We start from the raw sequence: 21365 nt of genomic DNA, 5'->3' as shown, positions 1-21365 counted from the left end.
CTAGTTATTGGGTTTTATCTGATCTATTGCCTTTGGCACTTCTTCTTCGGGTCGCTTACAGACTTTGTTGGTACAAACGTAAATCAGTGTTTTACCGGGAACTTGTTTTTGCTGCAATAAAGGCAAGGTTTCATCGCTAACACTTCCAATAGTAATAGTGGTGGGTAAATAATATTTCTGTAATAACTGATTCTGAATCTGTGCGTTGTTGCCAACAATAGCCACTTCATAACTATTGGCCGCAAAAAAACCATTCAAGATAGCCCATTGTAAATGGTATTTCGGCATTTGCTTTACCCTTTGAAAAACAGCAGCAGACATCCGGGAACTTTGTTCAACATATGTCGGTATATCGTATACTGTGCCAATGGTGTACAACACTTTGGCCATTACTGCATTTGCTGACGGAAGATCATCATCTGTAATCGGTGTTTTCTGCATCACCAGATTGGTTTTACCGGTAGCAGCGTAATGAAAGAAATCGTTTTGAGGATTACGTAAATGGGTTACACCGTATTCCGTGATTCTTTTTGCAGTCTCTAACCATTTATGTTCCAGGCTCACCTCATACAGCCGTATAAATGCCGCAGCTGTCCAGGCGTAATCATCCAGAAACCCTTCGATGGATACTTTGCCCTCTTTATAGATACGTTTGAGGGAACCATTCTGACCGAGCATGTTTTTTTCAATAAAAACCGCACAGGTGACGGCTTTCTTAAGGTATTCTTGTTCGCCGGTTGAAGCATATGCATCTGCATATCCCTTTATTAAAATGGCATTCCACGCTGTGATGATTTTAGTATCTACCACTGGCTTTTTTCTGTTGGCTCTTGCGTTGAGGAGTTTTCTTTTGGCATTGGAGAGATACCTGTTAAAATCCTCTATCATCATATTTTTCCGAAGTGCAAATGCAGATGGCGATAAACTTGTATAAAGAATATTTTTTTGATCCTGCCAGTTACCTTTTTCACTAATATTATAATATTCGAATAATAACTGGTAGTCTGCTCCCAATATCGATTTCAATTCATCGGTAGTCCATACGTAATAAGCCCCTTCTTCTTTTTCTGAGTCGGCATTGATGGAACTGTAATAAGCGCCTCCAGCAGCCAGAAAGGTTTTTTCAATAAAAGCAATTGTTTCTGCTATTATCTCTTTATAAAGTGGATCATTAATAAGTTGGGATGCATGTGCATAGAGACTGATTAACTGGCCATTGTCGTATAACATTTTCTCAAAGTGAGGAATACGCCATAAACTATCAGTTGTATATCGGGCAAAGCCTCCTCCAATCTGATCATATATACCTCCCATGGCCATTTTATTCAACATGGTTCTTGCTGCATCCAGCGCTTTCTGTTCACCGGTAATATAAAAATGCTGTAATAAAAATTCTGCCAAAACCGGTATAGGGAATTTTTGTGTACCGCTCAATCCGCCATTGCGTAAATCAAGTGAGGCATAAATACTATCGAAAACCTGAACATATTCGCTCTTCTTCATTCTGGTTGCGGTAATGGAAGAAGTATCTATTAACCGAAACTCATCTGTCTTCATGCCATTTAACAAGGCATTTGCCTGCGTAACCACCAACTGTTGTTTTGTGTTATAAGTATTGCTGATGCTTTGCAGCAAGCTCTTCCAGCTTTTATTGGTATAATAAGTGCCTGCAAAAAAAGGCTTCCCATCTGGCAAAGCGAATGCATTCAAGGGCCAGCCTGCATTACCCGAAATTAATTGTAAAGCATTCATGTAGATATTATCTATATCAGGTCTTTCTTCGCGATCAACTTTTATACATACAAACTTCTCATTCATGATCCTCGCTACTGCGGTATCCATAAATGATTCGCGCTCCATTACATGACACCAGTGACAGGAGGAATATCCAATACTGATGAGCAGGGGTTTATTTTCTTTTTTGGCTTTATTGAGTGCTTCATCACCCCATTCATACCAATCAACTGGGTTATCGGCATGTTGCTGCAGGTATGGGCTTGAAGCATATTGAAGTCTGTTTTTGTTTCCGGTAAGACCCGAACAAGCCGACAAAATAAACAGGGCAAGTACGCTGCTACTGAGTACTGTTTTCCATTTCTCAACCCTTTTATTCATGCATTTATCTCCTTTTTGAAAAAACTCTTAGACGATCATTATTGGCAGTTACCAGTATACCCATGCCATTGGCCAGTTTAACCGGTTGAATATCTTTTACATTATATGGAGCAAAAAAGCCACTCTCCAATGGTTTTTGTGCCTTGAAGTTCATATCACCCAATCCTTTCAGGAACAGACCTGGTGATGCGTCTGCGGGTGTGGTTTCAACTTCCACATCAAACTTATTTCCGGCCAGTAGTATATCTTTCTTTCCATCTCCATCAAAGTCTTTTACAATCATACCGTTCACTGTTGAAAGCTGTGCCTCCATCGGTAATCGCTTTGCCGTAAATTTTCCTTTTTCATTTACAAAGATGACCGTTGAAAATAGGTGTGTTTTATGATGCAGGGCCGTTTTCATTTCTTCTTCTCCCAATATGCCCATAAGATCGCTTTCGGCAAATGACAAATAGGTTGGGAATTTTTGTGCAATCATTGGACATTGTTGTGAGGTACATTCACGGCCACGTATGGGTACAATGGTATTGTCGCTGAGGTGGCGTGCCAGGAAAATATCATTGGTACCATTGGCATCAAAATCTTTGGCCCACACTTCAAATGGCTTTTGTGTAGAGGCTTTGAATTTATAATTCTCTCCGAGATTGCCGGCCAGCAAATCCATATCACCATCTCCATCAATATCATCAGCTACCAGCTTATTCCACCAGCCTTCTGTTTCACCAAAACCATAACTTACGGAGAGGTCTTTCAATTTGCCATTTTTATACGCAAATACTTTGATGGGCATCCATTCGCCTGTTACTACCAGTTCTTGTTTTTTATCGCCGTCAAGGTCTGACCAAAGTGCAGATTTTACCATTCCGATTCTGCTTAATTCAGGAGCAATATCACTGGTCCGGTCTACAAATGTGCCTTTTTCATTTACCAGTATATAACTCTGTGGCGCATATGGATATTTATGTGGCATTACTTCACCGCCCCTGAAAATATCAAGGTCACCATCCCCATCTATATCAAATACTGTTATACATGATCCGCTACTGGCTGTTACCGGAACAGACTGGTTGGCTTTCGAAAAATTTCCTTTTCCATCGTTCAGGTATAACCTATCCTGATACATGGGCGATCCTTCGTTAAACTCGCTGCCGCCACTCACTACATATAAATCTTTATCTCCGTCTTTATCTGTATCAAAAAATACAGCACCCATGTCTTCATATTTTTTATCTGCTTCAAATACGGGAATAGATCTGGGTACAAATTTTCCCTTCTCCTGTATATACAAAGCTCCCGGCTGGTCTTTTGCGCCACCCACATAGAAATCATCCAGACCATCGCCATTGATATCGCCTGTAGTTATAAAAGGGCCACTTCTGCTAAATTCATGTGGAAGCAATACCTGATCAACATATTCATCGTATTTATTTTCTTTATGCAGAAACGGAACAGCCAGTAATTGATCGGTTGTTTCTGCAAACAGTGGATCGTAAACGGCATTGTGATTGATACCTGTTACCGCTTCTTTATAATTTACTTTCAGCACCTGGTTGGCCGTTACGTTTTTAATGGTATTTGATTTGCCATCGGGCCATATTACCACAATACTATCTGCTTTGGTTGTTTTACCCAATCCAAAATGCACAGCTGGTTCGTTGGTTGAAAGATAGCCCCTCACCAGTTTCTGCTGAAAGAATTGCTGCATTTTTCCATCATAATAAAGTGCCAGTTTTGCACCGATTCCGTCTATGTTTTTTTGCGGGCCTTCCAGTTTAATTCTGATATAATTGTTTTTATTATTGACTACGTTTTCGTAGAGATCCGATTCGCCATCGAGGTTATTGATGACCAAATCAAGATCACCATCATTATCAAAGTCGGCTACAGCTGCTCCATTGGAGAATGTACTGTCTTTGAAACCCCAGGCTTCTGCAACATTTTCAAACTGCAGATCCCCTTTATTTTTAAACAGATAATTTCTTGCTTTTATCGGACTATAGATGTCCATGTATTCCTTGAATCCTTTTTCAAACATTTCCTCTGATGATGAATACTTATGTGCATTAGCCTGTATATACATATCTTGTTTCTGCTGTAAATCGCCATCAAAAAGATCTCTTCTGTAACCGTTGGCCACGAAAATGTCGCGGTTGCCATCGTTATCAAAATCGGCGGCAAGGGTAGACCAGCTCCATTCTGTTTTCGAAATACCCGCCATCTGCGATACATCGCTAAAAAATCCATTTCCATGATTCAGGTGCAGGGCATTGTGCATATACTGTTTATGGAAACCACTGTCTACAATGGCCCAGAAACCTTCCACATCCATACGCGGCATAGATACTTTTGAACGCTTATAGTTTTCGGGTAACATTTCCATTACCAGAATGTCTTCCAGCCCATCATTATTGATATCGGCAATGTCTGCGCCCATGGAGAATAATGACAGGTGATTGGTCATGGTTTTTACTTCATCTTTAAATGTGCCGTTTTTCTGGTTGATGTAGATATAATCATTGTCGGCATAATCGTTGGATACAAAAATATCTGTGTAGCCGTCGTTGTTCAGATCAGATGTAACCACCGACAAAGCATATCCGAAGTTGTGATTGATGCCCGCCTGTTTGCCAATCTCTGTAAATTTTCCATTGTCGTTGCGAAACAGTTTGTCACGCATATTATCGGGTGGATTCCTCTTTCCTGCCACCATTTGCGAAAGCCCTAGATAAAAATCCTGTGGGCGGTTCGTCAGGTACATATCCAGGTCGTTGTCGTTATCCATATCGAAGAATGCGGCATGAATGGAATACCCCTTATCATTTAAGCCGTATTGTTTTGCTTCTTCTTTAAATGTGAGATTTCCCTGATTGATGTATAAAAGATTGCTTCTTTCAGCTTCTGTTTCTTTTGTACTCCCTCCTTTACATATGTATATATCAAGCCAGCCATCATTATTAATATCTACCAGTGTAACACCATTATCCCAACCTGTGGTTCCTCCCACACCTGCAGACTGACTGATATCGGAAAACTTCATCCCTCCTTTATTGAGGTAGAGTTTATTGGCTACTTCATTCCCTGTGAAATAGATATCCATCAGGCCATCATTATTAAAATCTCCGGTAGCAACGCCTGCGCCATTATACACATAGGCGAATGTGTCGAAATAATTTTTCTGGTAATTTTCATCTACCCTATTGGAGAAGCTGATACCCGTTTCTGATGATGCCCGTTTTTTAAATACCGGGTCTTCTGTTTTAGTGGCACTACTTTTACAGCCTGGTATGGCAATGAATAACAACAGGCTGATAGCTGTGAATGAAAGTGCTAATGCAATTCTTTTTGACATAGATTTATTTTTACTACTCAGATTTTCCACTGGTATGATACAGGTATTTTTTCCAGACAGCTCCTGCTACATTTCTTCCCAATTTCAGTCCTTCAATATTCTCGCATTGTATATGATAGCCTCCCAATACCCTTGATATACCCGCCATTTCTGCTGTTGCAGTAAAAGTGGGGAAACGAAGTGTTACTTCAGGGCCAACATGACCAGGTTCTGTCATTTCACCTGGTATTCGTTTTACTTCTATACCGAATGTATCGCTACCGGTAAACAAACGCAATATTTCGGCACAGGCAGCACTGATGGTACTATGGCCCGATACATAACTGGGAAAGGGCGGACATAAAAAGGTTTCCGGAGAATAAGGTCTCCATTCCTGTCCCAGCATGTCAATCATTCCTTTTCCGGGACCGCCCCATCCTTTTATTTTTTTGTCTTTATAATAGTAGTGAACCAATGTATAAGGTCTGGCAAAGTCAAAAACCATTTTGGTATCCCAACAGGCAATAAAACCATCCATAGCAGCGGCTTCGATAGCAAAATACATTTTTACATCCTGATCAAGGGTATGTTGATCTCTTACCGACACATTCTGCGCAAACATGAGCCAATGTCCTGCCTGTTGAACAGATTTTGGTCCGTCGCGCATAAATTCCACCAATGCTTTTTGGCTGTCTGTTAAAGTGGCCTGTAGTTCCACCACTTCTTTGATTTCTTTTTCGAGTTGTGCAGAGCCTATAGCCGGTGGTGCAGGGCTTCTAAACTGACTACCTGAATCGAGTAGTAATGGTTTTACTTTACCCCAGTGCGGTGTTAAACAGGCTGGTGCAAATTTTCCTCCTTTACCATCTGCAAAATATTTGGGTTGCCAGCGTTTGATATCGCGCAAATTATCGGCGCTGTTTACTGGCTGGTACCCTGTATAATCAGCATATGTTTTACCATTTAAACCCGACATTGTTCCCGACTGATTAGAGCCGTCTTGTAGTCTGGCTTCTACAATTGTTTTGGCAGCAAGGTTGCCAATACCTTCCGGAGTAGTTGGATCTAAGGATTTGTTTTCCGGATCGAAACCCAGTTCTTTCATTTTGTTAGTCAGCATCAGTGAGTCGGAGAAAAAATAGGTAAGCATTGTTCGGTATGCCGCATAACTAATGGCTTTTTCTTTATTCTGCAGTGTTCTTTCTTTTTCCGGAACACGTTCAACTTTTTGCAGGTAAACAGGAATGGCAGTATTGTCGTATCGCGACCATGCATCAAAAATGGCTGTCTGAACCAACGCCAGCATCCTTGCTGTTACGGTTGGGCGTGGTCTGAATTTTTCGGTATCGTTGGCTGTTGCTTCCAGCGCAATACGACCCCATTTATATGCCAGGTTATTTTCACCCAAAGGCTCATCCAGTTCCTGCTTATTTGTATTGCAGCCTATTAAAAAAAAGAATAAGAATAAAATTTTGAAAGCGTTCTTCATATCATGTTCCTGTATAATAATCAGTCAGTATCCTGATTTCAATTTGTACTGCTGTTATGCTTGATAAAAGGTACTAATTCATTCATCAATAAACAATAATCCTTTGATGAAATCATTCGTTCATATTGTACGGCTTTTTATAAAAAGAAAACCGGGGATTTGCATCACACCGGTTTTCATTTTTGCTTACATATGAAAATTCTAATATCCTGTGTTCTGCGGATACTTAGGCCCTTCCGTCACCAGGTCAATTTGCGACTGTGGTATAGGTCTTAGCATATTAAATGGTTGTACACCCGCCGCCGCTTCGGCATTATGTAATTGTACTCTTTCCACGAGTTTCTTGGTTCGTGAAAGATCCCACCAGCGACAGTCTTCTGCATACAGTTCACGGGTTCTCTCATCCAGCAGGAAGTCGAGCGTAACCTGTGCTGCGGTAATTTGTTGTGCTACAACAGCTGCTGCATATTCTGCAGGTGTTTGCCCGATTTTCAGTGCGGCTCTTGTTCTGAGCACATTAATCATGTTAGCTGCATCCTGTAATGTGGCGCCGCCTCTTAAGGCTGCTTCTGCTGCAATGAGGTATACTTCAGCAAAACGGAAAAGTATATAAGGTCTGTCTGAGTAGTCATTCATATGACCCCTGGTAGAGTCATCGAATTTGCGAACACTGGGGAAATAGGCTGCTGTGTATTTCACCGTTGCAGCAGGCAGATGATCCGGTTCGAAAATAATACCCTTGAACCTTGCTCTTTCTGTTGATGTAACAACTCTGTCAGCCATCCAGATAGCTGTATCCACACCATTAATCAGTGTTCCTCTTGGTGTAGTAGCACCTGTTGTACCTGCTGCAGATTCTGCAACACTGTTTGATAACCATACGGTCTGGAAAGTTCCATCGTAACGTGAATCGGTTGCCCTGTTCGCAAATGCTACATCCATTACATATTTCGTATTGGGTCTGAGACGAACGAAAGGACGTCCATTTCTGGTATCACGCACGGTTACGTTGGCACCCGAGTTGGTTGGCCAGTTCGCCGGAATAGTTGGATAGTTAGGTTTCCAGAAGAAATTTGATTTGTTCTCACTACCATTGGTTGCCCCTGCTCCAACGGCAGAGTTCTGACCAAATTTCAGGTCTTTGGTATGATCAATCACCATTAATACTTCTGGTCCATATTCATTTCCTTCTCTGAATACATTACCAAAATAAGGCAGGAGGTCTAATCCATATGTTGCTTTATTGTCAATAATGCTTTTAGAAATGGTATATGCCTGCTGGTAATCGTTTGTCTGTGCAGCAGTTGACCAACCTCTCCAGAGATAGGTTTTTGCCAGGAGGAATAAAGCAGTTGATTTAGTGGCAGGTTTACCTGTTCCTGCTGCCGGTGTATTAGGTAAGTCGGCTGCTGCTTCTGTAAAATCTTTGATGATTTGTGCATACAAATCAGCCAAAGGTGCCGGTGCATCGGCAGCAGATGCTGTTGAACTAAACGTTGTGTGCAATGGCACTTGTCCGAATGTAGTTACCAGGTAGAAATAACAGAAACCACGCAGGAATTTTGCCTGTGCCAGTAACTGTGTTTTTGTTGCGGCCGGAATATTTGCATCAACACCATATTGCAGTACTCCATTGGCTGTATTGATATCAATAAACAAAGTGTTCCAGAAACCTTCGTAGTTATTGGTATTACTTCTGATAACCGGGTTATTGTACACAAACCAGTGTACAGCTCCGTTATCTACCGAACCTCCACGGAGGCTTTCATCTGTACCACTGTTGAATAACTGGGTCCATATCTGCGTGGCCCATTGCCCTCTGAAGCTGGAATAAATACCAGATATCGCACCCTGAATACCATCATTTGTGGTAAAAAATGAAGGCGTAAAACCTGTTCTGGGCTGCTCCTCCAGTAACTTTTTACAACCACTGGCTGTAAAAAGTATGATGCCAAGGAAAAGGCTGTATTTTAAAATTTTATGTCTCATTGAAATAGGTTTTAATAATTAAAATCTCACATTAATTCCAAAAATGATCTGACGTGTTGGAGGAACACCCATACCCACTGTAACTGCACGTTGTGGTACAGAAGCGGCACCGCCACCCTGCGTTCCAACTACAGGAGTATTGGATTGGTTTCCTTCAGGGTCAATACCCAATCCATCTCTTACCAATGGTGACCATAAGATGAATGGATTCTGTGCTGATACATAAGCTCTCAGCGAATTGATACCAGTTTTACCCAGGAACTTGGCTGAGAATGTATAACCCAGATCAATCGTTCTGATCTTAATAAAAGAACCATCTCTGTAAGTAAGTGTTGAAGTAAATGGAAGACCATCTACACCTGCATCAGGCTCAGGGAATTCATTCGTTGGATTGGTTGGCGTCCAGTAGTTTACTTTCTGTTGGTTTACACGACTGTTCATAAAGAATGGATAGCCATTTCCACCACCATCTGCTGCGAGGTAACCAGCTACTACTGTCTGACCAAAGCGACCAAACATTACGATATTCAGATCGAAGTTTTTATACTCGAAACGGTTGCTTAAACCAGCCACCAGTGTTGGCTGGAAATTACCTATGATTTGTCTGTCTGATGCTGTAATTGAATTGTTCTTATCGAGGTCTTCCACTTTAATATCACCTGGTTTGGCACCATATACTGCAGCCTGAGTAGCTTCACTGGTTTGCCAGATACCTAGTTTTTTGTAATCGTAGATGGTTGTTACAGGCTGACCTACAAACCAGCCATTACCTAAATCCTGTGAAAGATTATTCTGTAAAGCATCAATACGCTCTCTGTTAAAGAACAGGTTCAGGTCTGAAGTCCAGGTAAAACCTCTTTTGTTTCTCACATTCACACTGCTCAGTGTAAACTCCATACCATAAGATGATGTTGCACCTACGTTGGTAAGGATTGAGTTGGTACCATTACTACGTGGTAATTGACGTTGTAACAGGATATCTGTTGTTTTAGTGCTGTAATATTCAATGGTACCGGAAAGTCGGTTTTTGAATAAAGAAAAGTCAACACCAATATTCAGACCTGCTGTTTTTTCCCAGGTAAGGTTCGGGTTGGGGCTTGTATTAATGGTATAACCATTTACCCAATTGGTACCCACCGTTGTTCCCTGACCATAATTATAGAAGCTGGTTCCTAAACTACCCAGTGTAGTGTAAGGATTGATACCTGCATTTGAACTGATACCATAACCAGCTCTTAATTTCAGACTTGAAACAAATTTTACATTCTCCATGAATTTCTCACGATCCATGTTCCAGCCTGCAGAAACCGCCGGATAAGTAACCCACTGGTTACCGGGCGACAGTACAGAAGCACCATCTGTTCTTACGGTTGCAGTGATACTATATTTATTATCGAAAGTATAAATGGCACGGCCCATATAACCTACTACAGCAGACTCGCTAAAGTTTCCACCCTGTGGTGTAACTGTATTTACCTGCTGCCAGTTATAATCCTGCATAAAATCGGCCGGTACACCTACGCCATTAAACTGCTGTGCACGGAAATGGTTTTTCTGCACTTCCTGAAGGGCCAGCACCTGTAATTTATGTTTGGTACCGATGTTTTTATTATACTCTAATGAGTTATTCAATGTGTACTGCCATCCTTCTGAATTGGCAGTACTCAAACCTGAATTAGCTACATTGGTATTGATATTAAATACGGTGTTGGGTCCCGTATAATTACTGTTAAATGTTTGAGACCATCCAAAACCAAAAGTTGATTTGAATTTCAGGTCTTTGATAATACCCACTTCAGCATAGAAATTATGCTGAACCTGGTACCTGCGCTGGAATGCTTTGATCAGATCATTGTTACCGATAGAAGTAAGCGGACTAATCTGTGCATCATCAACACCCTGTGTACTGGCTGGTTTAAAGTTAATGCTACCATCGTCGTTATAGGGCTTGAACAGAGGACCCAAACGGGTAGCTGCACCATAGGCATTTGTTCCCAGCCTGTTTGATCTTGATAAGGTACTGAAGCTGGTAAAACCAACTTTGATACGATCAGATACTTTATGATCAATATTTACATTAAACGAATAACGTTCTAACTTCTGATCATGAATGATACCTGTTTCATTATAGTAACCCAGGCCAAAAAAGTACTGTGTTCTTTCGTTACCGCCACGAACACCTAAGTCATGACTGGTTCTTAATCCGGTAGTAAGCAACAATTTCTGCCAGTCTGTACTTACACCAGCAGCCAGGTTTGCTTGTTCGATGGGGCGAAGTGCATATAAACTGGCATTCGGAGCGGTTGAATTACCAACAGCAGCATCTGCTTTAAACTTTGCATATTCTGCACCATTAAAAAGCCTGTAGGTACCTAAAGCACTTACAATACCTACAAAACCACTATAGGTAGTAACGGGTTTTTGTGTTGAAGTACCACGTTTTGTGGTAACAATGATTACACCATTTGCACCACGTGAACCATAGATAGCTGTTGCCGAGGCATCTTTTAAGATATCAACCGTAGTAATATTTTCAGGGTTCAGATCGTTTACACTACCACCATATACCATTCCATCAACCACAATCAATGGGTTGTTATTACCGGTAATAGAACGATTACCACGGATTCGTATTTCTCCTCCGGCACCTATCTGTGAGCTGTTGCTTACAATATCAACACCTGCAGCACGACCTTGTAACTGGTTGAAAATGTTCGGTGCCTTAATTTCATTCAGCGTTTCGCTTTTGATGGTGATGGTTGATCCGGTTACATCTCTTTTCTTTTGTGTACCATAACCAATTACCACCACTTCATTCAGTTCATCTGTTGAAGCAGCCAGGCTAACATTTACCGTAGTGTTATTACCAACACTGATTTCAGATGTAGCATAGTTAACACTTGATACTACCAATACTGCACCACGTGCAGCCGAAATGGTAAAATTACCTGCGTTGTCGGTGGTGGTACCCGTTTGTGTACCCTTAACCTGTACCGATGCACCAACGACAGGCTCTCCTGTGCTATTGGTTACACGGCCGCGCACAGTAGTCGTCTGTGCTAAAGCATTGTCTGTTATTGTAAGCAGTCCCAACAAAATCACTCCCGTCAGCACCCATGCTTTCAAGCGAAACAAGCTCTGTAAGATTTGATTTGTTTTGTTTAGAGGCTTTTTCATATTTATTTATCGCTTTGAGAAGTATACATAATTAGATATTCACTGTAGTGTTATAGATAGCAGTTGACTAACCGTCGCGTATGTTGAACTTAAAAGGATGTCTGTCTCTGATGGAGAATAAACAGGTGATCAGCACCAATAAAGCGCTGGTAGTGTGTAATAGAAAAGGTTGAGGAAACAGAACTGCCGGACCACCGTGCATACGAGAGCGCACGATGTATGGAAGAGAAAGTGGCAAGTTCATTCTATTCTTCATATAGCAGCAATTGGTCGTAGAACTTTGTTTGACAAAGTTTTTATGCAATCCGTTGCAAAAACAAAAAACAAACTGTTCGTCTTGATGGGCCTTTTTCGTCTCTCCGGTTGCTGATTGGTTTCAAATGAACTAAATCCCTTTCGTTTAAAGCTCGAAACACAATCTCAACCAAGGCAATACAAGTTATTTTATGCTTTTTCCAGGTCTTGCTTTTGATTTTCGTTCGACTAATGTAAACAAATTTTTGAAAAAAATGCAATCGCTTGCATAAAATTCAAAAAAAACCCCCGTTCTGGTAGTATTTATTTGATTTTCAATGGGAAAAAACATCCTGGCCAGCCTTTCAACGCCTGTTTATGGGGTTCGGCAACCTGCACCATACGCTGACAGGCCAAACCATTGCCCCTAACCTTTAATTATTCTACAAGGTCAACTTAACCTGGGCTGCTGAACAAAACTTAACCCAACTTCCACATATAATAACCAAATGCAGTGTTTTCACACTCCATTCTCTTCATTTTTACTTTTATCGTATCTCTTCGCAACTGAAATTGGTGTCTGGTAAAAGCAATAACCTGCCCGTTTCACTCATCCCAACCGGCTTTACAGTAACAGGTCTTCATTTATTTACCTGAAAACTTTGTACCTTGTATATGATATCAATTTCCATCGCAACCGATTGCAAATGAAGCCCAAAAAAGAGACCACGATTTATGATATTGCCGCTCATTTAAACCTCTCCTCAGCAACCATAAGTCGCGGATTACAGGATCATCCGGCCATCAATAAGAATACCAAGAAGAAAATACAGGCCGCCGCCAAAGAACTGGGCTACCGACATAATAATTTTGCCAGCAACCTTCGTAAACAGAAAACCAATACCATTGGTATCATGATGCATGAACTCAACAGTAACTTCATGTCATCGGTTCTGGCGGGTATTGAAAAAATAACCACCGAAGCCGGTTACGATATCATCATCGCCCACTCCTCCGAAAGTTTTGAAAAAGAAGCTGCCAACGCACTCAACCTTTTCCATAAACGGGTCGACGGACTGATTGCCTCTCTTTCTTTCAATACCAAAAACCTTGAGCATTTTGAGCCTTTTAATGAAAAAGGCATACCTGTTGTATTCTTCGACCGTGTGGAAGAGAAAAGTGAAAACACCAAAGTCATTATCGATAACCACAAATGTGGTTACGAAGCCACCCAGCACCTGATTGAACAGGGTTGTAAAAGAATTGTGCTTGTTACAGCAAGTCTCCAGCGAAATGTTTATGCGCAAAGACACAAGGGGTATACGGATGCATTACGCGATAACAATATACCATTCGACAAACACCTTGTACTCATCAAAGACCTGAGTGAACAGGGCGGACGTGAAGCTGCGATGGAAATATTAAAAATGAAACCCTTACCCGATGGGGCTTTTATTACCAATGATTTTTCTGCAGCCGTGTGTATGAAAACCCTGAAAGAAAATGGTATCCGTATTCCGGAAGATATTGCGATCGTTGGTTTTAACAATGATGCCATCAGTAAGATCGTTGAACCACAACTTTCTACTGTACACTATCCAGGCATTGATGTGGGAGAAATCGCTGCCCGTAACCTCATTAATCATTTAAAAGGTATTTCCAATCTCAAGCATACACAAACCATTGTGGTAAGATCGGAGTTGTTGATCAGGAAATCGTCTTTGAAAAAAGGTCACAAAAAATAATTCCTGTTAAAAAAACTGCTGACAAATTTCGGTATCTCGGTAATACCAAGACTTTTTGCTTTTTTTTCAAGTCGCTGTTTGATTTCTTCCCTTGATAATTTTTTCCCTTTGATGGTGGGTGGAGTAATAACAGATTCATCCACCGCAGCCAATTCAACTTTGGTAGCCATCCAAACTGTATTATACCGGGGTATGGCTAATTGCAAAATCATACCCGGCAATCCATGAAACCCTTCGGGTCCGCCCTTCACTACAAACTCTTCTGCATAGAAAGCAACTACATATACTGAATCATAAATACGGCCTACAGCCTTTCGGCAGGAATACCCTGCTATGGTTCGTATTTCCTGACCAATCTTCCAATCTATAGGGGGTAAACTATCTTCCATTATATACTCCTCATCCATTAACATTACTTTTCTTACTTTTTGCTGATTACTGTAATTACTGAAAAGCACATTCTTGTTTTTTCCAAAGCTGATAAATGATTGTCCGCTGCCACTGATTTTAGGCAATTCTCTTCCGGCTGAATAAATAGCCCTGTCGCCTGAAAAAACAAGGTCATAATAACTAATATGGTCTTCTATCAGCTCATCCCCGAGATCATCAGGCAAATTCATTTTGGCCATGATGCGCTGCATATTCTCCTTTTTCTGAAATTCAATCTTTGCCCTTGTTACAAAGTCCTGTGCAAAAGTTTTTGCACTGAAAAAAAATAACAGGCTAATAAAAAAAAGATATCGTAAACACTTCATGTCTTTACAGTTTGGTGCTAAAATTCCATACAAAAGAAAGAATACCATAACGGGGTATAAAATTACTGGCACTTTCATAAAATGAATTCCCGCTGATTCCTCTGTCAAAACCCGTATTCTGATTGAGTATATCGTTTACCGACAACCTTAACTGTGCCTGATCATTTTTCATGAGTTTTTTTACTACGGATGCATTCCATTTAATAATGTTCCTGCTCGTATTAAATGATGAATTAGAAGGCTGAAAATGCATATCTGCATCAGATAAAAGTTCAAGCTTCCATGGCAGGAATACTACAACATGCGCATTGTGATGATGAGAGAAGAGTACATTTGAGCCAATGTTTCCAATACTTGCATTGCTTATATTATAACTCAAATGCGCTGAGTAATTTATATTAAAAACCTTGTTCCTGTAAAAAGCGATGTTGGGGCCGGCTGAAAACCCTGTTTGCCGGGTTATAACTTCATTATTATTCAAAATACGCTGATAGGCATTCCTGTTAATATTGAGATTGAATCCAATGGTTCCGTTTCCCTTTATACTTGGTTTTCCGAGCTGACGGAACATGTTTATGAAAAGTCCAAGAAAAGGAAAGGCATTCCGGTTTATAAATTGGGTGGTGGTTTTATTGAACTGATCAATACGCTCTGTACTGATGATACTGTTCAGTGTCTGGCTCCAGTTGAGATTTATGTTTATACTGCTGCCAGAGAAATTGAAAGATGAATAACTTATATTAAAGCGATGCGAAAAAGAAGGCCGCAGATTGGGGTTGCCAATACGTACATACAGTGGGTTGCTATTATCGCGCAGGGGTTGTAATTGCTCAATAGAAGGCTGACTGGTTCTGCCATGATAATCAACACTTATTCTACGTTGTTTGGGAAGCTCATATTCAATACGTGCCTGCGGAAAAAGATTGATAAAACTACGTGTACCGGTGGTTCTGAGATCCCTGTCGGTTTGGGAAAGTGTTGTATAATTGATTTTTCCTCCGGTTGAAAACCTGAATTTGTTTTCATTGAACTGCAGGAGCATGCCGGGCATATGCGACTGAATATTGAACGTATAATGATTGCTGAGTGAATCAACGGGTGTGTCATATTTGCCGTTTACTCCCTTGCCTAAAACATCCCGATCCCTGTTGCTGGAAGTACGCCTCCAGCTATATTCAGTACTGAGAAATATTTTTTTCGATATAGGTTCAGTATAAGTAATACGTGCCGCTATTGAATTAACATCGTTCTTATTAAACTGCATCTGGTTCAGGCTGTCGCCCGGTGGATTGGTATTGTTACCGGTATAATAAAAACTCAGGGTTTCTGCCAGGCGGGTAGATGATACATTGTTGTGGTTCTGGATAAATGTAAAAGAAGCCATACGACCCAGCTTTCTGAATCGTTTTTGTAACTGAACCGTACTGTTAAAGCCTGACTTGTTACCCTCGGTTGAGTTAAGTTGTTCACTCTGATTTAAAAATTCACCTTTATCATTACGCGAAGCACTATAACTGTTGTTAAGACTGAGGCTATGTTGTTTTTGTGCATCAATCATAACTTTTATTGTAGAAAAAGAATCAATCCTGGTTTCGTAATACCCCCCTCCGGAATGTTTTTGCTGATAGGATGAAGAATTACTGTTGCTGCTGCTTGATCTTATACTATTGTCCGGCAATAACTGTGTTTCATTATTTCTCTGCCAGCCAATGGTTCGGGTCTGATTAAAGCGGTAATTAAGATTGGTACTTATTTTATTTTCCTTCCACTTATTGGCATACTGTGCTCCTGCTGTGATAGTAGAAGGAAGACCTCCTTCATAATAATTGTCTGATATATCAAAATCATTACCGATCAGTGTGCCTGTCTCATCTTCAATACCTGCATTGATTTCTGTAAAAAACTTTGATCGGTCCTGATAAGAAATACCAGTGTTAACGGTATTAGAGCCTATGCCAAATGCTGCTATTTTTTCTTTCCCCCTGAATACATTCAACATACCCTCATGACTATACAGGCCGTTTGCATTGGTGCCGAGTGACGCTTTACCAAACATCCCATTCTTGCTATTCTCCTTTAATTTGATGTTCATGGTTTTATTACGAACCCCATCATCAATACCGGTAAGTTGCGTCTGTGCACTTTTGCTGTCATATATCTGTACTTTATCTACCGATGCTGATTTCAGGTACTGGGTCACCAGGGTTGGATCATCATTAAAAAATTCATCCCCGTCTACTAAAACACTGGTTACTTCTTTTCCCTGTGCTTTTATTTTTCCGTCTGGTCCAATTTGAATACCCGGTAGTCTGCGTAATAATTCTTCTACATTGGCTCCTGCAGGTAAATAAAAACTATCTGCCCTGAATTCAAGTGTATCACCCTTCATGCGAATCGCTTTTCCCGATCGAACAATCACTTCCTGCAAAAGATGGTAACGGGAATTCATGATAATCTTTCCTATATCAATTATACCCGTGTCGGCCAGACTCACGTCAATTAAGAAGTCGGCCATATCGGGATAGGTAATGAGCACCGTATAATTACCAGGACTAATTTTATCCAACTGAAATTTACCTTCGGCTTTACTCCGGGAAGAAGTAGTGAGTGTTGAATCTGTTTTATTGATCAGTGCAATAACTGCGTAGTTAAGATATCCTTTACCAGTACTATCAGTAACCACGCCTTTTATACCTGCTTTTTGTGCATGAAGTGAAGAACTGGTAATACACACCAATACTATAATAGTAATAATAATGCCTGGGTGAACTGTTCGCAAAAGCAGTTTTTGATACCATAAATATAACAATTAAAATATATTAATAAACTGTTATAGTTGTTTTTTACGAATGCAAAACCGCCCGAAGCTTTCACATGACCGTCCTAATAGGTAATAGCAATGCCAGCACCGAAACCCATATCGCTGTCGTAATGAGAAGAGACAGACATGTATTTGTTTAAGATATACCTGAACCCGGTCATGTATTCTTTATCTGTATTCCACATAAAATTTAACCGCAGCCTGCTGCTTATGGGCATGTCTTCCCTTCCCAACTGTACCCTTATTTTCCCATCAGTATCAATACGTGCATCTGCCCTGATCAACATTGGCATTGTATATTGAAATCCAAAACACACAACCCCACGCTGGTTTTTGGTGTTTACCTGCCCAAAAAGATTTTTTTCAACTTCACTATGGTTTCGGTAACGCCAGTCGAATCCGATATAGGGCATAAACCACTGGTTTCTTCCAATCAGCCTGCCAATATGAAATTCATTTTCATACCCCTGTTCACGGTTGGTTCCCAAACGCCATTCATTCTGTATCATCCAACGGGTATTGGAATACATGATTTCACCATCGGAACCATTTGTTTCCAGACCGATTTGTGCACCCAGGTAAAACCGCCGGTCGTCGCGATATACTTTACGCAGCGCTTTTTTAGGATCAGGAATTTGTGGATTGGGCGGTGTGTTTTCATAAGAAAAGATTCTTCCCATTCCGCTCATCATATGGTACAGGATATGACAATGAAAGTACCAGTCACCATATTTTTCTGATGCATGAAACTCAATTGTATCGGTTTCCATGGGCATAATATCGAGCACCGTTTTCAAAGGGGCATATTCCCCCTGCCCATTTAATGTCCTGAAAAAATGACCATGCAAATGCATGGGATGACGCATCATTGAATTATTGGTTAATACAATCCTGATATTCTCTCCCTGTTTGATCAGAATTTTATCGGATTCAGAAATGGTTTTATTGTTGAGTGTCCATACATACCTGTTCATATTACCTGTTAATTCAAATTTCAACTCGCGGTAAGGACCCTGCGGCAAACTGGTTTTTTTCGGTGCTTTCAGCATTGCATAATTCAGTGTTTTGATTTGTTGATTGCTATCAACAATCTCAGGATACATCACCATATTCATGTCCATTTGCTGCAGGCTCATTTTCATACCCATATCATTCATGCTGCCATCCATATTCATCATGCCATTCATCATTTTCATTCCTTCAAAATATTTGAGCCTGGGTAAAACGGGTGCGTGAAGCTTTCTCCCTTCTCCCAGCCATAATGAAGTGGCCCTTGTTCTGTCTTCTGCTGTGGCCCGCAATTCATAACTGCCCGTATCTGGCAGGGTAACTATTACATCGTAGGTTTCAGATACACCAACAATCATCCGGTCTATCTCTACCGGTTCTACTTCTGCACCATCATTGGCTACCACAGACATTTTACCTCCGCCAAAACCAACCCAGAAATAAGTGGATGAGCTTCCGTTAATAATTCGTAGCCTTATCTTGTCACCTGGCTTGTAATTCTTTTGTATGTCTTCTATCTTTCCATTGGTAAATAAGGCATCATAATAAACATCACTTACATCCATGGCCATCATACGTTTCCACTCGTTGCCTAGTTTCACTCCCAGTTTTTTTTCTTTGATGGCCTGCAGGTAATCCTGTGTGGCCCCTTTCTTAATCGCATACCAGTCTGTGGCATAATGCAATGACCGCTCAACCTGATCAGGGTTTTCATTGGTCCAGTCGCTCAACAATACCACTTCTTCCTTGATATCCGTTTGCTGTTTGGGGTGTATAACGATTGCGCCATACATACCGCTCTGCTCCTGCAACATAGTATGTGAATGATACCAGTAGGTTCCCTGTTGAACAATCGGAAACCTGAATATATGTGTGCTGTGAGCCTTGATGGGTGCGGTTGTTAAATAAGGAACCCCATCCTGTTCATTAGGAAGTATTAACCCATGCCAATGAATAGATGTTTCCATATGCATAAGGTTATGCACATGAATTTCCGCACTGTCTCCTTCTTTAAAATACAGTGTAGGCGCCGGAATACTGCCATTTATAGCAACCCCGTTTGCTTTTTTACCTGTATAGTTTACTGTAGTATCTGTTACATATAAATGATACGTTATTTTGCTGCCGCTTCTTGTCAGAAAAGGCATCCTGGTATTATGTATGTCAGCAGACATATGCTGCGCTTGTATAGCTGTAACAATGATTATCAACATTAAAAGAAGACAGATCCGTCGCATGCCTTAGTGTTTAATGGTTTCTTTTATATTTCCGCAGGATAACATCATACTTCCATAATAAGGGTTTCTGATGTCCTTTTCAGTACTCAGCCAGAATACTTTTTTCATAGGGCAGTAATCCACGTACAATTCTGTTGCACTGAGTGAAGTGGCTTTTGCCAATTGTATCATTTGATCAGATAGTGCCGAGAAAACCTCTCTTTGCTTACTGATATCTTTTGCAGCAATAAAAACAGCCAGGTTATCCACCAGTTTTGCTTTTGCGAGGCTGAAAGCCTTCCATTCATCTGCCGAAATGCTTTTGCTGGTGATGGCATCCACTGTTTGTTTCATGGTAACAGCCGCATTTTTACTGTTGGCTGTATTGCCCGCAACCAGTTCATTTTTAATGTCCAGGTAATTTTTCAATACTGAATTCATGGTGTTTGTTTGTGCTATGACAATTTGTGTGGTACACAATAAGACAAAAAAGAGTAGTTGTTTCATATCGGTGAAGGTTGGTTACGAAATAAAAGAACCTGTTATTGAACAGGTTCTGCTTTATATCCGGCTTCCTGAACTGCTTTAATAATATCAGTAGCCTGGATACCTTGTTCTGCGTCAACCTGAAGAATTTTTTCAGGGTGCTGAATATCTACCTGCCAGTTATTTTCACCGGCAACTTTGTTAAGAGCGGGTGTAACATTACTTACACAGCCCATACACTTAATCGTTGTTTTAAATTTTAAAACTTCCATTTTTCTACATTTAATAATCCCAGCGGAATATCCCGTCTGATTAATGATGTAAAATTAGAATGAAGAGATACTTAATTTGTTATATAATCCGGTAAGGGATGTATATAATTTCGAGATGGCTAGTATCAGTCGGTGATTTTATCCAGGGGTTTTCTTTTGTTTTCTTTAAGCAACTTGAACTGAGAAGGGGTAAGACCTGTGGTTTTTTTAAACTGTTGCGATAAATGCTGCACACTGCTATAACCCATTTCGTAAGCAATTTCGCTGAGGCTTTTTTCGTCGTACATCAGCCATTCTTTTACTTTTTCAATGCGTTGTAAAATGGCATAGCGTTCTATGGTAATTCCTTCTACAGAGGAAAACAATGTGCTGAGATAATGATAGTCTACCTCAAGCTTCTCCTCGAGTAAAGCCGAGAGTTTAAGATTGAACTCTTCAGCAGCGTTGCCATGTATGAGAGATACGATAACGGTTTTAATACGGTCGACCAGTTTCGATTTTTTATCATCCAGTAACTCAAATCCAAGTTCTTCTAATTTAGCCCTAAGCGTTTCAATCTGATGCTGATCTGGCTCCTCATTCAGCGCCACCTGGCCAAGTTGGATACCGGTAATAGCAATTCCTGCATTTAGAAACACATCTTTTACCACCATTATGCAACGGTCGCAAACCATATTTTTAATATGAAGGAGTTTCGACATGGTTGATCAAAGATACCCATATTCTGAT

The 21365-nt window shown here is 40.6% G+C and carries 12 protein-coding genes; 1 reads left to right on the top strand and 11 read right to left on the bottom strand.

Annotated features, from left to right (window positions below; translation table 11 throughout):
- From ACH3Z1_RS05335 to ACH3Z1_RS05315, 5 genes are all read right to left on the bottom strand, one after another.
- Positions 1-2115 carry a thioredoxin domain-containing protein gene (locus ACH3Z1_RS05335; RefSeq protein ID WP_490820827.1) on the bottom strand — a complete coding sequence of 705 codons (2115 nt, stop codon included), beginning with the start codon at positions 2113-2115 and terminating at the stop codon, positions 1-3.
- Between the two features lie 4 nt (positions 2116-2119).
- Positions 2120-5464, bottom strand: a complete 3345-nt coding sequence (locus ACH3Z1_RS05330; RefSeq protein ID WP_490820826.1) for a VCBS repeat-containing protein — start codon at positions 5462-5464, stop codon at positions 2120-2122.
- 13 nt (positions 5465-5477) lie between these two features.
- The gene (locus tag ACH3Z1_RS05325; RefSeq protein WP_490820825.1) at positions 5478-6932 is read right to left on the bottom strand and encodes a vanadium-dependent haloperoxidase; all 1455 of its coding nucleotides are present in this window, start codon (positions 6930-6932) and stop codon (positions 5478-5480) included.
- 201 nt (positions 6933-7133) lie between these two features.
- Complete coding sequence (locus ACH3Z1_RS05320) at positions 7134-8921, bottom strand: RagB/SusD family nutrient uptake outer membrane protein (RefSeq protein ID WP_490820824.1); 1788 nt, start codon at positions 8919-8921, stop codon at positions 7134-7136.
- Between the two features lie 18 nt (positions 8922-8939).
- Positions 8940-12056, bottom strand: a complete 3117-nt coding sequence (locus ACH3Z1_RS05315; protein WP_490820823.1) for a SusC/RagA family TonB-linked outer membrane protein — start codon at positions 12054-12056, stop codon at positions 8940-8942.
- A 983-nt stretch (positions 12057-13039) separates the two neighbouring features.
- Between ACH3Z1_RS05315 and ACH3Z1_RS05310 the strand changes: the two genes are divergently transcribed.
- A complete protein-coding gene (locus tag ACH3Z1_RS05310) occupies positions 13040-14077 on the top strand; it encodes a LacI family DNA-binding transcriptional regulator (RefSeq protein ID WP_490820822.1) in 1038 nt (345 codons plus the stop codon).
- Here the strand turns inward: ACH3Z1_RS05310 and ACH3Z1_RS05305 are convergent.
- The 6 genes from ACH3Z1_RS05305 to ACH3Z1_RS05280 form a co-directional block, all read right to left on the bottom strand.
- Positions 14065-14832: a GLPGLI family protein gene (locus ACH3Z1_RS05305; protein ID WP_490820821.1), complete on the bottom strand. Its 768-nt coding sequence runs from the start codon at positions 14830-14832 to the stop codon at positions 14065-14067. The genes ACH3Z1_RS05310 and ACH3Z1_RS05305 overlap by 13 nt on opposite strands.
- Before the next feature lie 4 nt (positions 14833-14836).
- Positions 14837-17611: a TonB-dependent receptor gene (locus tag ACH3Z1_RS05300; protein WP_490820820.1), complete on the bottom strand. Its 2775-nt coding sequence runs from the start codon at positions 17609-17611 to the stop codon at positions 14837-14839.
- 104 nt (positions 17612-17715) lie between these two features.
- Positions 17716-19836, bottom strand: a complete 2121-nt coding sequence (locus ACH3Z1_RS05295) for a multicopper oxidase domain-containing protein (RefSeq protein ID WP_490820819.1) — start codon at positions 19834-19836, stop codon at positions 17716-17718.
- 66 nt (positions 19837-19902) lie between these two features.
- Positions 19903-20385, bottom strand: coding sequence for a DUF3347 domain-containing protein (locus tag ACH3Z1_RS05290; RefSeq protein WP_490820818.1), 483 nt, complete (start codon positions 20383-20385; stop codon positions 19903-19905).
- 35 nt (positions 20386-20420) lie between these two features.
- Complete coding sequence (locus ACH3Z1_RS05285) at positions 20421-20636, bottom strand: heavy-metal-associated domain-containing protein (RefSeq protein ID WP_490820817.1); 216 nt, start codon at positions 20634-20636, stop codon at positions 20421-20423.
- A 125-nt stretch (positions 20637-20761) separates the two neighbouring features.
- Complete coding sequence (locus tag ACH3Z1_RS05280; RefSeq protein WP_490820816.1) at positions 20762-21337, bottom strand: helix-turn-helix domain-containing protein; 576 nt, start codon at positions 21335-21337, stop codon at positions 20762-20764.
- Positions 21338-21365: the final 28 nt, after the last annotated feature.

The sequence above is a fragment of the Sediminibacterium sp. FW305-C-49 genome, assembly GCF_058231085.1.
Note: the sequence above shows the minus strand (reverse complement) of the source record. Positions and strands in the feature narration are given on the sequence as shown.